Source organism: Halalkalibacter sp. APA_J-10(15), from assembly GCF_023017105.1.
Taxonomy (GTDB): domain Bacteria; phylum Bacillota; class Bacilli; order Bacillales; family Bacillaceae_D; genus Halalkalibacter.
In genome coordinates this window covers 17,931-31,365 of the sequence record NZ_JALKEV010000014.1, presented here as the reverse complement: position 1 = coordinate 31,365, position 13,435 = coordinate 17,931, and the positions used below count along the sequence as shown (strand labels likewise).

Sequence of the window (13,435 nt, the reverse complement as noted above, 5' to 3'; positions counted from 1 at the left end):
TTTGTCATCTGGCTATATTTCATCATTTGGTAAGCGGAGCTAGTCCTTCCATAAAGTAAAAATTCATTAATTGAGCGACCTCTTCTTTTGATAATGAACCGTGACGTTCCTTCCAATCGCTTACAAGATTGATGTACATTTTAAACATTAAAAAGGCCGTCACTTTTGGATCACATTTTCGTAGCTGCCCTTGATCAATCGCTTTCTGAATACGTCCTTCAATATATTGACAAATATCATCCTCCATAGCTTGAAGAGCATCTCCAACTGCAGGCGTACCATACTCCCTCATTTCCTGAGAGAGCTTGACCGTTAGTTCATGCTTCTCGCGAAATTCAACAATTCCACTCAATGCAGCATTGAAATTGTCTACAAATGAGTCATCTGGATTAATCGACTTATTTGCAACCTCTCTCATTTCAAGAGCAAGATTCTCAATAATCTCCTTTAATAATTGTTCCTTTGTTGAAAAATACGTATAAATCGTCCCTTTCCCAACCTTGGCTATTTTAGCTACTTGATCCATCGTTGTCGCTTTATAACCAAAAAGAGTAAAAGACTTCGCCGCACCGTCTAAGATTAATTGTTTTTTATCACGCTGCATCTCATTCGTCCTCCGTTTTGACCAAAATACTATTTCAGTCATTTAGTCTACTATGAAGTTATCATACATCTACAATCGATGCAAGTATGTCCTTTACCATATATAAGTAATCATTTCTTTTTATTTACATATTGACACTCCTCTTGTATTAGTGTACTATTCTAATAGTTCACTAATACATATGTTTATATTACTAGTAGGAGGGATTTAAATGAGTGAGATTCTCACATTGAACAACGTCGATAAGACGATAAAAGGTAAAGCCATTATTAACAACTTAAGCTTCTCAGTTCAAGAAGGTGAAGTATTTGGATTGCTCGGTCCAAACGGTGCTGGTAAAACGACAACAATTCGAATGATTGTCGGGTTAATCAAAATGACAAAAGGTGACATTGCTATATGCGGACATAGCATAAAAACGAATTTTGAACAAGCCATTGAGCAAGTCGGAGCTATTGTCGAAAATCCTGAAATGTATAAGCATTTAACTGGCTATGAAAATTTGAAACAGTATGCACGTATGCATAAAGACGTTGATAAAAAGAGAATAGATGAAATGATTGAATTAATAGGATTAAAAGATCGCATCCATGACAAGGTCAAAACCTATTCATTAGGTATGCGTCAAAGACTTGGATTGGCTCAATGCTTACTACATCATCCAAAACTGCTCATCTTAGACGAACCAACAAATGGACTTGATCCAGCAGGCATTCGGGAAATTCGTGACCATTTACAGCATCTAACGAAGGAAAAAGGTATGAGTGTCATTGTTTCAAGCCACTTGCTTTCTGAAATGGAAATGATGTGTGATCGAATTGCGATCATTCAAAACGGAACATTAACCGATATTCAAGATGTTCGTAACTTTGTTAATGATGAAAAAAATGAATATATTTTTGAAACGAGCGCGATTGACAGCATTCAAGTGTGGCTAACGCAAGAGTGGAGTGTCACCTTAACAGAAACGGGCTTCTCAGTTATGACGACAAGAGAACATATTCCAACAATAATCAAAAAGCTTGTTGAGGAAAACATCTCAATTTATGAAGTGAAACAGCTTACGAAAACATTGGAAGATCGTTTTCTAGAAGTCACATCAGCTAACGGAGGTCAATAAAAAATGCTGAAATTAATATGGAATGAATGGATTAAGCTATTTAAAAAAACAGGCACCTATGTCATGATCGGACTACTCATCGTTGGGGTGATCGCCATGGGTGGCATTTTAAAATATGAAGATAGCAACTCGTCCTCATCAGTAAATGATAATTGGCAAGAAGAGCTTGAAACGATGGTCTCATCTGATCAAGAGGCTTTAGATAACATCGGCTCTAATAACGCCAATTTACGAATGTTTTATGAACGTCAAATTGCCTTAAATGAATATCACCTACAAAATGATCTCGCACCACCATCCGAAAAGCATATTTGGACATTTGTTTATGATGCCGTTGCTCTTACTAGTTTAGCTGGACTATTTACAATCATTGTCGCAGCAGGAATTGTCGCTTCTGAATTTTCTTCAGGAACCATCAAATTCCTTTTAATTCGGCCTATTAGCCGAACAAAGCTATTACTTTCAAAATATTTGACGGTCATTCTTTTTAGTTTAGGTTTGTTAGCCATTGTCTTTCTTTTATCAAGCTTGGTCGGTTCGATCTTATTCGGATTCCCAGCTGAACAGAGCTTTCATTTAGCATATCGTGATGGAGAAGTAATAGAACGGAATATTATCCTCCATTTGATTATGCAATATTTACTTTACTCAATCGATATTTTCATGATATCAACGATGGCTTTTATGATTTCTTCAGTATTCCGTAATAGTTCATTAGCCATTGGATTCTCACTATTTTTATTATTTATGGGTTCAACCGTCACATTACTACTTGCATCAAGATTCGAATGGGCGAAATATATCTTATTTTCCAATACCGATTTGAACGTCTACTTTGATGGTGTTCCACCTGTTGATAGTATGACATTAGGCTTTTCAATCGTTATATTGCTAGTTTATTTCTTGATTTTTCACGTATTAGCATTTACCGTATTTGCTAAACGAGACGTCTCAGCATAGTTTGTTCGAGTAAGACTATGTTAGAACCTATTGATCGTAATCAAAACACCTCCGTAGTCACTTATTAAGCGACTTTTGGAGGTGTTTTTTTGACAATGAAAGAAGCCTATGCATCATTCGCACAGACTTCTCCATGTTACACTTACTTCACTAAATAAGGTAGCTTCTTTTTCAAATAGTTAATACTTATTTCAATACTTTCAAACGGTGTTTTTCGACTAACATCTTGCTCAACAACCCACCACTCAACATTTGCCTCTTCTCCTTTGGCAAGTACAGCTTCAATATCGACACCGCCTGTACCTAGCTCAGCAAAGAATTGCTCATCATCTGTTGTCATATCCTTCAAATGGACGAGAGGCGTTCTTCCTTTGTAACGATCAATCCATTTAGTTGGTGTCTCTCCTGCTTTTGTTAACCAGTAGATATCAAGCTCTGTTTGTACATTTTCTTCACTTGTATCATCGAAAATAGCCTCAAGTGCCATTCTTCCATCCTCTAGACGTTCAAGCTCAAAGTCGTGGTTATGATAGCAAAGTGTTATACCTTCCGACTGACATTTCACGCCAGCCTCTTCTAAAAACGGGATAAGCGCTTGATAATGCTCCTCCGTACGTTGGTCCGGCATTAAAAATGGGCAAACGACATATTTACTTCCAAGTGTTTTCTGATCCTCTATCACTTGATCAAGGTTATTTTGCAATTGATCAAGTGGAACATGGCTTGACGCTGCTTTTAACCCTAATTCATCTAATAGCGCTTTCACTTCTTGCGCAGACATACCACCATAGCCAGCAAATTCAACACCATTAAAGCCAAGCTCGGCTACTTTTTTTAATGTTCCGGCAAAATCCTTTTCACATTCTTCACGTAATGTAAACAGTTGTACTGCTACTGGTATCGTTCTCATATATTCTCCTCTTTTCTAACATGAATTTTCTAGCTGATGCCAAAGATCATCTATTTGCTTCATCTTAACGAATATTTATTTTTTTGTACATATAGAATCTCCTTGAAACCTATACTATTTTGCTCTTTTCTAAATAGTGTTTATTCAAAAAGCGAGGGCTTTCCCACTAATGAAGAGCACTGAAATAATTAAAGATCATTCTTTTTCAATACCTTTTAATTTGCTACCTTCATACTACTTGAAGGGTGGTCATTCTCTAGTTTCTTCCGTTCCATCCCAATCCATACTAAACCAAACATAATAATAAATGCACCAATAATTTGAGTTAATTTAATTGCTTCACCAAAGAACATAGCTCCAGTAATAGCAGCGGCAGCAGGAACAACATAACGAAAGAAATTCGATTTTGTTGCACCTACACGCTTCATCGATATATTCCAAACAACAAAAGCAGCAATTGTACATAAAATGACATTATAAAAAATGGCACTATAAATTGGTAGCGTTAAGCCTGACCAATCGACGTCACTCCATCCTCCAATCGTAAATGGAATTAACAGTACGGAACCAAACAACACATACCATGTCGTTACCCGCATCGCTGAATATTTCTGCATAAGTGGCATACAAGCTAAATTAAATAAAGCACCCAATAAACTAACAAGCAATGCAAGTACATTTCCTAGCATATATTGCGACGATAAGTCAAAACCCTCTCCTCCACCTAAAATGATAAGTGAAACCCCAACAAAAGCAATTGCCCCACCGACAACCATTCGTTTCGTTAAAATCTCCTTAGTAAAAAGTGGTGCAAACAATGCCACAAAAATCGGCCATGGTGCGACATTTAAAAGTGAAGCGTTCGCAAGTGTCGTGAATTTAATTGAATACATAACGAGAATTTCCAATATTGTCACGCCGACAAACCCAATAATCGCAAGCTTTACTAAGTCACGACGGTCTACCTTAATACTACCTTCCAGCTTGTAGAGAAGTAAGAATAAGAGTGGAACCGCAAGTCCAAATCGTAAAAAAACGAAGATCTCAGCCGAGAACACGTCCATCGCCCAGCGTGAAATACCAAAATTAGCCCCCCAGATAATCGAAACTAAAATTAACCCGATATAAAATAATGAATTTGATTTCATGGTGTACAGCTCCATTTCCTTTTTTCAAACACATACGCATAAATAACCTATTTGATCATACATGTATATGTTTCCGTCTGAACATCCATGATATAATGAAAACCTCAACTATTTTGCTATTATTAAAAGGCAGGGGAACAACGGTGCTAACCATTGGATTATGCGATTTTTCATATCATACAAAACAATTTTATTCATTTCATGACGCTGTTCTTAGTGATTATTTATTTCGACTTCAAACAGAGGGTAGCTGTGAAGTGAAGGTTAACCAACAATCACTAACGGTCGAAAAAGGAGACCTACTCCTTATTAAGCCCGGTGATCATTATGAACTTCGTATCGAAGAGGGACAAAATAGTGGAGATTATTATTTATTTTGTCATGGGAAATGGATCGACCAGTGGTGGAATCGCTCAGAAAAGCCGACGATCACAAGGATTGAATTAGATGATAAGCTTCTAAGCTTATGGCGCCATATTATCATCGAAGACAGACGACCCCACTTAGAACAAAACCGTGAGCTGACGGATTATTTATTACAAGCACTTTGTGTTTGTTTAGAACGTGCAGTGAACGAAACATCTGCTACATATAGCCGACCTTATGCCGTTACGAAAATGATGCGTTTCATTGAAGAGCATGCATTATCAACGTTTAAAATTGAAGAAGCGGCCAACCACGCCGGCCTAAGTGTGTCACGAGCCGTCCATCTTTTCAAAAGTAGCGTCGGCAAAACGATGATTGAATACGCACAGGATATTCGTCTTTCCGCTGCAGTTGATCAAATGAAATATACACATATGACACTTGATCAAATTGCTGAGAACTGTGGTTTCAGTGGTTATCCTTACTTTCATAAAGTGTTTAAAAAGAAGTTCGGGGTAGCTCCAGGATCTTACCGAAAAAATGAGTAAAAACATTATCAAGTCATGTTGTAACGAAGTATACATCACGTAAATCAACTTCCAGTTCCATATTAACACAACCAAAATTCTATACATTCTTCTTAAATTCAAATGAAAGGAATGGAGCATATGCTATTTTCAAAAACAGCATTCGAAGGAACACACATATTAATAACGGGAGCAACAGGAGGAATTGGAGCTCAAACGGCAAAGCAAGCCGCAGAATGTGGTGCGTCCATTTCCATTACCGGTAGAAATAAAGAAAAGCTCGCTTCACTAGTAGAAGAATTAAGCAAGCGTATGAATTCAGCAAAACTTACGGCCTTCCCTGCAGATATTAGTCAAGAAGACGATCGCCTACAGTTAATTGAACATTGTGAAAGGAAATTAGGTGCCATTACGGGATTAGTGAATGGAGCAGCCATTGCTGAGCCCATGACACTTGACGAGCTCCAGGAGGAGAAACTTACGCAAATCATGAATGTCAATCACACCGCAACAGTTATGCTCACTCAACACGTGTATCAAAAAATGAAGCAAGAACAACGAGGCTCCATCGTAAACGTTGCCTCTCTATCAGGACTTAGAGGGACATACGGTGGAACAGCGTATGCATCAAGCAAATTTGCTCTTATTGGCTTCACACAATCTCTAGCACTTGAAGCCATCCAATCAAACATTAACGTTAACGCCATTTGTCCTGGCTTTGTCGACACTGATATGGCACATAAAATCATCGAAAGAAAAGCGAAAGAAGCTCGCATTTCCTACGATGAACAGTTAAAAAAGATTGAAGCAGGGTTCCCATCAGGTAAAATCACATCACCTGATGAGGTTGCTACTACAATCTTATTCTTGCTTTCAGGAGCCGTTCGAAATATCGTAGGAGAATCGATCAAAATTTCTGGTGGAGTCGTTGTATAGCTTCAAATCTACTACTTAGGGCTGGGGCAAAAAAATTAATAAATGAGAACTTGATACAAATAAACCACCCCTTAGAATACTTCACTAGATTCGTGCATGTTATAATTCTGAGCTAAACACTTTCGTTATGTCCCAGCCTCACCCATCTACCTATTGTTATATCGATATAAATTACAATCGTTCAATGAGAGTTCATTTCCACCGACCCTTCTCATAACACTCCCTCGAATGATGTTTTTTTTGAAATTAATAAAGAAAAGAGCCCTCAATTTCCGAGGAAATAAGTTATTTTAATGTAACCCCTTAACAGTGAATTTAATTAAAATCATTTTAAAATTAACTAATTTCCCCCTGTTTACATACTACAAATTTCCATAGTCATTTTTTCTCAACCTCTTTCATTTTATACACGTTAAAACAACCTATATGAGTATATGAAAGTCTCATTCATTCCCTATGTTAGATTGCTTTTCTAATTCGATCAGCGACTACATACAGCACAGCTCCTAGTACGAACACTACATATACTGGAATTGACACGACTGGGCCAAAATTAGGAACAAAGATAAAAGCTAGGACAAAAATACCGAATGAAAGAACACCACCTAACCAAGTCATCACAAATTCTTTAACTTTGTTAATTTTTTTAAAGCATGCCCAGCGAATATATTGTACAATTCCGAATAATAATACAAATGCAATTGGAATAGAGATCATTGTTTTCACTAGTACAGTGCCGATGTAATAGTCTTTCGTAAGTCCGTCTATATTTAAAAAGAAATGCCCGATCAGCTGATAGATTCCAGAAAATAGTATGCTCGCTGATAAAAAGTAAAAAAGTGCCATCACCCCAAAAAGGATTCGTTCTCTTGTGACCATTTTTGGCAGTTCACCAATAATTTCATTCGTATATTCCTTTGGATTATGACCAAAAACGTCTTCTGCCGTCCTGCCTTCATTTTGTGCCTCAAGAAGATGATCCAATAATTCAGTTAATATGACTTCCGTTTCTTCCTCTGATTTATTATACGATAAACGTATATAGATCAGCATATCTTCATAATAGTTACGATTTTCTTCCGTTAATTCCTTGCGTTTCTCATTATTTTGCTTCACTAAATCTTTTGCATTCATTATGAGTCCTCCTTATTCATTAGAAGATCAACTGGTTTCTTAATTGCTTCCCAGTTCACTCGAAAATCCTTCAATGCCTCTTGCCCCTCTGTTGTTAAAAAGTAATACTTACGATTTGGTCCACTCGGAGATTTTCTCATTTCTCCAGTAATGAGCTTTTCCTTCTGCAGACGTAGAAGAATAGGGTAAATAGAGCCCTCACTCACTTCAAGTCCGTAATCCTGTAGTTTCATTGATAATTCATAACCGTACACCTTTTGTTGTGAAATAACGGCTAAAATACATCCCTCCAATATCCCTTTTAACAATTGGCTACGAATGGACGACACCTTTCCTCACCTACCTTGTTATACAATATAGACGCTTAAAAGAATAATTGGCTTCATTTGAAACCAATTGACTCTCTTGTTATACAAAGTAGCATATCAAAAATCCAACTATATTGCAATACAACATAGCTATTTTTTTGCTGTTTCAGTTTGTCGAAAATCATCCATAGCATAGACACTCTTCACCTGTTCAAAAAGCTCATTTTCTAGTTCACGTCATCATATTTTTTAGTGTCTACTAAAACACTTTGATTTTGAACTTTCAATCGTTCATTTTCTCCCTTTCTATACTCTAAAACTAAATAGCCTACTGTCTGTTTATTATATGAAACAGCACTCCATAAAAATACTTGGACACCTAACTTCACAACATCTAAAAAGTAAGCCATTGATGTTCTCATACTAGCACTTGGTGTTCCTTATAATGATAGGTTCCTTCATTTTCTTCATAAAGAGCCACTATATACTGAACATCGTGATCGGACTTTTACCAGTAAACCATTGCAGAGTTCACTTCATCAACTAATTTAAGTGAAACATCCATGCTTGTTTTGTCATAATAATATCTCTCCAATGCATCTTCATTACTTTCATAGTAATTACAGCCTACTAATACAGAACATAGGAACAATAAAATGATAGCTTCTTTCATCTTAACTAGCTTCCATTTTGTTACTGAGACCAATGAAAAAGTGTAATTTTCATTTTTAGTGGTCTTTCTGTGCCCATGCGGCTCTTCCGAGCTATATCTCTTTATCAGAAAAAATTAAGTTTAAATTTAACTTCTATACAGGCGTACAATCAACGATGTAGCAAATGTTTATTTATTTTCTATCAATTACATGTTTCGTTTATTCCTCTTTTCTTCTATTTCTGCCCTCCTCAAAGATTAGAAGTAAGCCAATCATACGCACTTCTTCCACTCACTTCATGTCCCCCATCAAATAAGTCAAACATAAACTGCTCTTTTAAATCAAGCCGATCATATATTTCTTTAAGTTCTTCAATTGCCTTCTTTGTCGTTTCAAAAGGAAAGATCGGGTCTCTCAATCCGCTTTCCACAAATAAAGCCCGAGGGCAAATTAAGCTTATATAATCTGGCAATTCCCCATACCTAAGTATTCCTGGCACATAATTATCAATACAATGATTTGTATGTAAGATACTCCCTTTAAACGTATTTGTAAACCCTGTTAATACGGTTGCTTTCACTCTTCGATCAAGAGCGGATGCATAAGCTGCCACAAGAGCTCCACCAGAAAACCCCATCAATCCAATCCTGTCACAATCCACATCTGAAAATTCTTTTAGTTGATCCAGTAGATGCCTCGTTTCTGCTACTCGAAGTCCAGCAAGCGTTTTCCCACTCATTAACAGCAACGTTGCCAATGAATAACAGGAATTTGCCATATTATTTGCTAGATCCTTAGAATGACGGCGTTCACCAAAGCCAATGACTTCAGGAGCAAAAACCTTCATCCCTCTTTTCACTAATTCGACAGCAAAATGCTGATGAATACCAGGTTCACCAGTATTCTCAGTTCCATCCTCACGTAACCCGACGATTTCTTTACTGCCATATCCATGACCGTGCAAAGCAATGACCGTTTCAAACGCTTTATTATTAGATTTTGGTGTTAGGACGTATGTTGGAATCATCAACCCCCTCAATGACGGTATAAGATATCGCTCACGTTTATATGAAGCAAATTCCTTTACTTCTATTCTACTTTGCTTTTTATCCGTTTGTGGAAATGAAAATGTTCCAAGAAGCTGTTGAAGCTTTTTCCTTAATTCCATTTGATCTCGTTTCATCACGTTTACTTCTTGTTGATAGTATAAATCCATAAAATTGTCTAATCGAATCGACATATCCTCACCTGCTTCTATAGCCTTTATCCCTTCTAGAAGGGATAACATACCTTTCTTTAAGTTAAAGGTTGCACAAATTTTTTAAAAACGACATCATTACGTACCTTCTCTGCCTATAGGCATATGATAACTGTGATTACCCTCTGAAAGGAATGAAGAACATGTACTATGACTCTAGTCGGTACCCTTATCCCTATTTCACACCTGTTCATCAAATGGATTCATCATTACGTCGCAATGTCAATAATGATGAAACAAACATTCTATTAGCTAGTATACAGCAAGAAGCTTCAATGATGAATTTATATAAACAGTTAGCTGATGCCACCATCCACTCTGAAGAAAGACGTTCATTGTTAGAAGTAGTAGAAAATAAACAATATCACGTCAATCAATTAACGAACCATTATATGAGCCATACTGGAAAGAAGCCTGAGTATACAGTGGAGAATGTATCCTTTGAACGATACGAAGAAGGCTTGTTAACTGCATACAATAAAGAGAAAGCAAACGGTGAGCAATATGAAAGAAACGCATCCACCCTAACAAATAATGATCTAAAACAAACCTTGTTATCTATCTCTAAGAGAAATGAAGAAGTAGCGACTTATTTTCGAAATATCGAGCCGTCTACCTATGTACGCAGAACGGATTATGGATCTGAACCTTTCGTCATTGATATTGAAAAAGCAACAAAGCGAAACAACTATTTCCGCACGGCTCTTTGGACAGGTGAGTACTTGCAGCTTACGTTAATGAGCATTCAACCAGGTGACGATATCGGTCTTGAAATTCATCACGATCATGATCAATTTCTTAGAATTGAAGATGGCCGAGGACGAGTACAAATGGGTAGAAGACGTCAACAGCTAGACTTTGAACGCAATGTGAAAGATGACGATGCGATTTTTATCCCTGCTGGTACATGGCATAACGTAACAAACACTGGAAGAAAGCCTCTTAAACTCTATTCAATATATGCCCCACCAGAACACCCTCGAGGTACCGTACATGAGACGAAAGCAGTAGCTCTAGAAGCAGAAGAAAACCACTCTTAAACGGTCAAATGAGCGAACATTAAAAGGTTAAAAAAGAGGAGTCGCTCACATATGCTACACTCCTCTTTTTTTATCACGATTGAATTGCTAATTTTAAACATTCATCATACAGAATTGGAGCGATAGTCTTCATTTAACATATACGTTTTGTAAAATGTCTGCTGAAAGTGAATCCTTTTCTTTCTAATTTCTTGTGCCATTTTTGTAACTGCTTTTACTTCTATGTGACTACTTTCAGATTCACGTGCCATTTCATTCGATTTAACTAGTAAAGCGTAGTAAATATGCTCCATTCCCATACCATCTAATTGTACTTTATTGCCATTTTTCATGACCTTTATGTAATCTGTAAGAATGATTCTAGCAGCTGTCATTGGGACACTTCCCATATAGACCCTAAGTGCATCTTGAATAAGAGCGATTTCAGATTGATTATATGATTGCAGTGGCAATGCTTTCATTTTAAACTCCTTCCTATACAAACAGCTTCTAATTTCAAAATTTTAATCGAACTACTTGTTTAAATGAACACAAAAAGGGCAACCTACCATTTACATCAGATTCAAAAAGGGAATGATTATTTTTAGAGGAGAGTAAAAATGTGAAAGTTAGTTAATTTCGGTGTTATTCTCAATCGTTACATCATAGAGATCAGGGAATAAGCGTCTTTCGCTTACTTCGTAAAATTCAGCAAATTTCACCATCGTTTCGCGCCCAGGATTTCTTTCACCATTCTCAATTTTCCGGACATAAATGGTTGAAATCCCCAAAGCCTTTCCAACTTCATCTCTTGTTAATTGTCGCTTTCTTCTTTCATTTATTAAATCTATCCGTTTCATTCACTTCACCCCTTTTTACACTTTTTTGAAACTACTTTAACTATACATGATACAAAAAGTATCATCAATAGTAAATATGATACTTTTTGAAGATTTTATGTTTATAGATACAATTTGTATCTATAATGAGGGAAGTTAACCATGTATGACTTGGAGGAATTGGTCATGTTATCGAAAAAATTAAAAATGTTACGTGGAACGATGCGACAAGAGGATGTCGCTAAGGAAATTGGTGTTTCAAGAGCTACATATGGTCATTATGAAATAGGACGGACAGAGCCTGATAATGAAACATTGAAAAAGCTAGCTGACTATTATCATGTAAGTACTGACTATCTTTTAGGTCGTACCGATGACGAAAAACCCATTCATGTAGCTTTCTCTCATGGGTCGGATCCTCTTACAAAGGAAGAAGAGGAATTTCTAGAAAGACAGCTTGAAGAGTTTCGAAGCTGGCGGAAGAAATTCGCTCAAGAAAACAGAGAAAAGAATCAATAGGTTTATATTTATCTCGAACAGATTAGGAGGTGATACATGTGCCGGGTACGACGTTTCGAGAAGATCGAATTATGAAATTATACGAAATTCATAATATACGAACAGCTTCTGATCTAACAATATCTAACTTAAGCGCCTCTTTAAACTTTAACGTCACCTATTACAACTATCGCAGCAGGTGCATTTATGATGATCAATGTGCCTTTATTTATCTGAACCGAAACCAACCCATTGAATGGATTAGGTATGATTTTTTTCACGAAATGGCCCATTTCTTTGAGCATAGCAATGACCAGCGCTTCACCCATCCTCATTTTGTTCAATATCAAGAAAGACAAGCTCACACATTTGCCCTCTATGCCTCCATGCCCCGCTTTATTCTAAATCAATATCTTCCCTCTGTTGAATCGATTTCAGAGCTAGCCGAAATATTTCAGCTTCCTGAATCATTTGTTAGAAAACGTATGAAGTGGGTCCAATCATATGGAGCGATAAAACATCATTATTAATTCTATAGCCCTTATTTACTATTCTTTCAACAATTCTCCATCAAACAAAAAAAGCACCCCACAACGGAATGCTTTCACTCAACTTATTCTTCTAGCGCATCTGGGAACGCAATCGTATCAAAAACCTCACCTGATTGCTCATCTTCTAATTGCACCGTTACTTCGTATTGTTCAGGGTCCACACCATCGAATAATTGATAGTACAATCCTCCAATAGCTAGACCTAAAATCGCGAAGCCATCAAAGCTATTTTCAAACATTTCCTGATCAACGACTACCGTAAATTCAGAAAAAGAACTGTTTGCTGAAACATCGGCGATCGAAACAAAGTCTTCACTCGTCTTCATCTCTTCGATGCTCTCTTGTAAAGATGCTTCAATCTCCTCCATCAGCTCATCATGAGTCGATTTTGACATAATGTACGTTAATGAACCATCTTCATTTTCTTCAATCTCTTCGATTCCATCAGCCTTCGCTTCTTCAATCGCACTCTCTAAATCTTCGCTTTCTAGAAACGTTGCTGGGATGGTGACCTCTACGTTCGCTTCTTGGCCACATGCCGCAATAATACTAACTAGCATAGCCATCATAAACAAGCTTACATATTTCTTCATTTTCTCTCCCC

General features: G+C 37.0%; 18 protein-coding genes. 7 read left to right on the top strand and 11 right to left on the bottom strand.

Features of this window, described 5'->3' with window-relative positions:
* Positions 1–22 precede the first annotated feature (22 nt).
* Positions 23–604, bottom strand: coding sequence for a TetR/AcrR family transcriptional regulator (locus tag MW695_RS15975; protein ID WP_247106352.1), 582 nt, complete (start codon positions 602–604; stop codon positions 23–25).
* A 211-nt stretch (positions 605–815) separates the two neighbouring features.
* On the opposite strand from MW695_RS15975, the gene MW695_RS15970 reads away from it, so the two are divergent.
* Positions 816–1,724 carry an ABC transporter ATP-binding protein gene (locus tag MW695_RS15970; protein WP_247106351.1) on the top strand — a complete coding sequence of 303 codons (909 nt, stop codon included), beginning with the start codon at positions 816–818 and terminating at the stop codon, positions 1,722–1,724.
* Positions 1,725–1,727: 3 nt separating this feature from the next.
* The gene (locus MW695_RS15965) at positions 1,728–2,684 is read left to right on the top strand and encodes an ABC transporter permease (protein ID WP_247106350.1); all 957 of its coding nucleotides are present in this window, start codon (positions 1,728–1,730) and stop codon (positions 2,682–2,684) included.
* Between the two features lie 142 nt (positions 2,685–2,826).
* Here the strand turns inward: MW695_RS15965 and MW695_RS15960 are convergent, their stop codons facing one another.
* On the bottom strand, positions 2,827–3,594 hold the full coding sequence (locus MW695_RS15960; RefSeq protein ID WP_247106348.1) for a sugar phosphate isomerase/epimerase family protein: 768 nt from the start codon (positions 3,592–3,594) through the stop codon (positions 2,827–2,829).
* A 215-nt stretch (positions 3,595–3,809) separates the two neighbouring features.
* Positions 3,810–4,742, bottom strand: coding sequence for a DMT family transporter (locus MW695_RS15955; RefSeq protein WP_247106346.1), 933 nt, complete (start codon positions 4,740–4,742; stop codon positions 3,810–3,812).
* Between the two features lie 143 nt (positions 4,743–4,885).
* Between MW695_RS15955 and MW695_RS15950 the strand changes: the two genes are divergently transcribed.
* Entirely contained in the window at positions 4,886–5,656 is a 771-nt protein-coding gene (locus MW695_RS15950; RefSeq protein WP_247106345.1) for a helix-turn-helix domain-containing protein, read from the top strand.
* Positions 5,657–5,776: 120 nt separating this feature from the next.
* Positions 5,777–6,571, top strand: coding sequence for an SDR family NAD(P)-dependent oxidoreductase (locus tag MW695_RS15945; protein WP_247106343.1), 795 nt, complete (start codon positions 5,777–5,779; stop codon positions 6,569–6,571).
* A 459-nt stretch (positions 6,572–7,030) separates the two neighbouring features.
* On the opposite strand, the gene MW695_RS15940 is transcribed toward MW695_RS15945, so the two are convergent.
* The 5 genes from MW695_RS15940 to MW695_RS15920 all read right to left on the bottom strand — a co-directional run bounded on the left by MW695_RS15940 (position 7,031) and on the right by MW695_RS15920 (position 9,954).
* Complete coding sequence (locus MW695_RS15940) at positions 7,031–7,705, bottom strand: DUF1129 family protein (RefSeq protein WP_247106341.1); 675 nt, start codon at positions 7,703–7,705, stop codon at positions 7,031–7,033.
* Complete coding sequence (locus MW695_RS15935) at positions 7,705–8,034, bottom strand: PadR family transcriptional regulator (protein ID WP_247106340.1); 330 nt, start codon at positions 8,032–8,034, stop codon at positions 7,705–7,707. Before MW695_RS15935 ends, MW695_RS15940 begins: the two co-directional genes overlap by 1 nt.
* 206 nt (positions 8,035–8,240) lie before the next feature.
* On the bottom strand, positions 8,241–8,435 hold the full coding sequence (locus tag MW695_RS15930; RefSeq protein WP_247106339.1) for a hypothetical protein: 195 nt from the start codon (positions 8,433–8,435) through the stop codon (positions 8,241–8,243).
* Positions 8,436–8,521: 86 nt separating this feature from the next.
* Positions 8,522–8,719, bottom strand: coding sequence for a hypothetical protein (locus MW695_RS15925; protein ID WP_247106338.1), 198 nt, complete (start codon positions 8,717–8,719; stop codon positions 8,522–8,524).
* A 197-nt stretch (positions 8,720–8,916) separates the two neighbouring features.
* Positions 8,917–9,954 (bottom strand): alpha/beta hydrolase family protein, encoded by a 1,038-nt coding sequence (locus MW695_RS15920; RefSeq protein ID WP_247106336.1) that lies wholly within the window; start codon positions 9,952–9,954, stop codon positions 8,917–8,919.
* A 167-nt stretch (positions 9,955–10,121) separates the two neighbouring features.
* Between MW695_RS15920 and MW695_RS15915 the strand changes: the two genes are divergently transcribed.
* Positions 10,122–10,964 carry a cupin domain-containing protein gene (locus MW695_RS15915; protein ID WP_247106335.1) on the top strand — a complete coding sequence of 281 codons (843 nt, stop codon included), beginning with the start codon at positions 10,122–10,124 and terminating at the stop codon, positions 10,962–10,964.
* 104 nt (positions 10,965–11,068) lie between these two features.
* On the opposite strand, the gene MW695_RS15910 is transcribed toward MW695_RS15915, so the two are convergent.
* Together MW695_RS15910 and MW695_RS15905 are read right to left on the bottom strand one after the other, a co-directional pair.
* Positions 11,069–11,425, bottom strand: a complete 357-nt coding sequence (locus tag MW695_RS15910) for a hypothetical protein (RefSeq protein WP_247106334.1) — start codon at positions 11,423–11,425, stop codon at positions 11,069–11,071.
* A gap of 147 nt (positions 11,426–11,572) precedes the next feature.
* Positions 11,573–11,803: a helix-turn-helix domain-containing protein gene (locus MW695_RS15905; protein ID WP_247106333.1), complete on the bottom strand. Its 231-nt coding sequence runs from the start codon at positions 11,801–11,803 to the stop codon at positions 11,573–11,575.
* Positions 11,804–11,968: 165 nt separating this feature from the next.
* On the opposite strand from MW695_RS15905, the gene MW695_RS15900 reads away from it, so the two are divergent.
* Complete coding sequence (locus MW695_RS15900; RefSeq protein ID WP_247106331.1) at positions 11,969–12,301, top strand: helix-turn-helix domain-containing protein; 333 nt, start codon at positions 11,969–11,971, stop codon at positions 12,299–12,301.
* Between the two features lie 38 nt (positions 12,302–12,339).
* The gene (locus MW695_RS15895) at positions 12,340–12,810 is read left to right on the top strand and encodes an ImmA/IrrE family metallo-endopeptidase (protein ID WP_247106330.1); all 471 of its coding nucleotides are present in this window, start codon (positions 12,340–12,342) and stop codon (positions 12,808–12,810) included.
* A gap of 83 nt (positions 12,811–12,893) precedes the next feature.
* On the opposite strand, the gene MW695_RS15890 is transcribed toward MW695_RS15895, so the two are convergent.
* Positions 12,894–13,424 carry a hypothetical protein gene (locus tag MW695_RS15890; RefSeq protein WP_247106329.1) on the bottom strand — a complete coding sequence of 177 codons (531 nt, stop codon included), beginning with the start codon at positions 13,422–13,424 and terminating at the stop codon, positions 12,894–12,896.
* Positions 13,425–13,435: the final 11 nt, after the last annotated feature.

Excerpts from the sequence above, each read along its gene's own strand:
- MW695_RS15905 (WP_247106333.1), bottom strand. The coding sequence starts at position 11,803 with ATGAAACGGATAGATTTAATAAATGAAAGAAGAAAGCGACAATTAACA.
- MW695_RS15890 (WP_247106329.1), bottom strand. The coding sequence starts at position 13,424 with ATGAAGAAATATGTAAGCTTGTTTATGATGGCTATGCTAGTTAGTATT.
- MW695_RS15970 (WP_247106351.1), top strand. The coding sequence starts at position 816 with ATGAGTGAGATTCTCACATTGAACAACGTCGATAAGACGATAAAAGGT.
- MW695_RS15960 (WP_247106348.1), bottom strand. The coding sequence starts at position 3,594 with ATGAGAACGATACCAGTAGCAGTACAACTGTTTACATTACGTGAAGAA.
- MW695_RS15940 (WP_247106341.1), bottom strand. The coding sequence starts at position 7,705 with ATGAATGCAAAAGATTTAGTGAAGCAAAATAATGAGAAACGCAAGGAA.
- MW695_RS15945 (WP_247106343.1), top strand. The coding sequence starts at position 5,777 with ATGCTATTTTCAAAAACAGCATTCGAAGGAACACACATATTAATAACG.
- MW695_RS15975 (WP_247106352.1), bottom strand. The coding sequence starts at position 604 with ATGCAGCGTGATAAAAAACAATTAATCTTAGACGGTGCGGCGAAGTCT.
- MW695_RS15930 (WP_247106339.1), bottom strand. The coding sequence starts at position 8,435 with ATGAGAACATCAATGGCTTACTTTTTAGATGTTGTGAAGTTAGGTGTC.
- MW695_RS15915 (WP_247106335.1), top strand. The coding sequence starts at position 10,122 with ATGGATTCATCATTACGTCGCAATGTCAATAATGATGAAACAAACATT.
- MW695_RS15965 (WP_247106350.1), top strand. The coding sequence starts at position 1,728 with ATGCTGAAATTAATATGGAATGAATGGATTAAGCTATTTAAAAAAACA.
- MW695_RS15920 (WP_247106336.1), bottom strand. The coding sequence starts at position 9,954 with ATGTTATCCCTTCTAGAAGGGATAAAGGCTATAGAAGCAGGTGAGGAT.
- MW695_RS15955 (WP_247106346.1), bottom strand. The coding sequence starts at position 4,742 with ATGAAATCAAATTCATTATTTTATATCGGGTTAATTTTAGTTTCGATT.
- MW695_RS15900 (WP_247106331.1), top strand. The coding sequence starts at position 11,969 with ATGTTATCGAAAAAATTAAAAATGTTACGTGGAACGATGCGACAAGAG.
- MW695_RS15910 (WP_247106334.1), bottom strand. The coding sequence starts at position 11,425 with ATGAAAGCATTGCCACTGCAATCATATAATCAATCTGAAATCGCTCTT.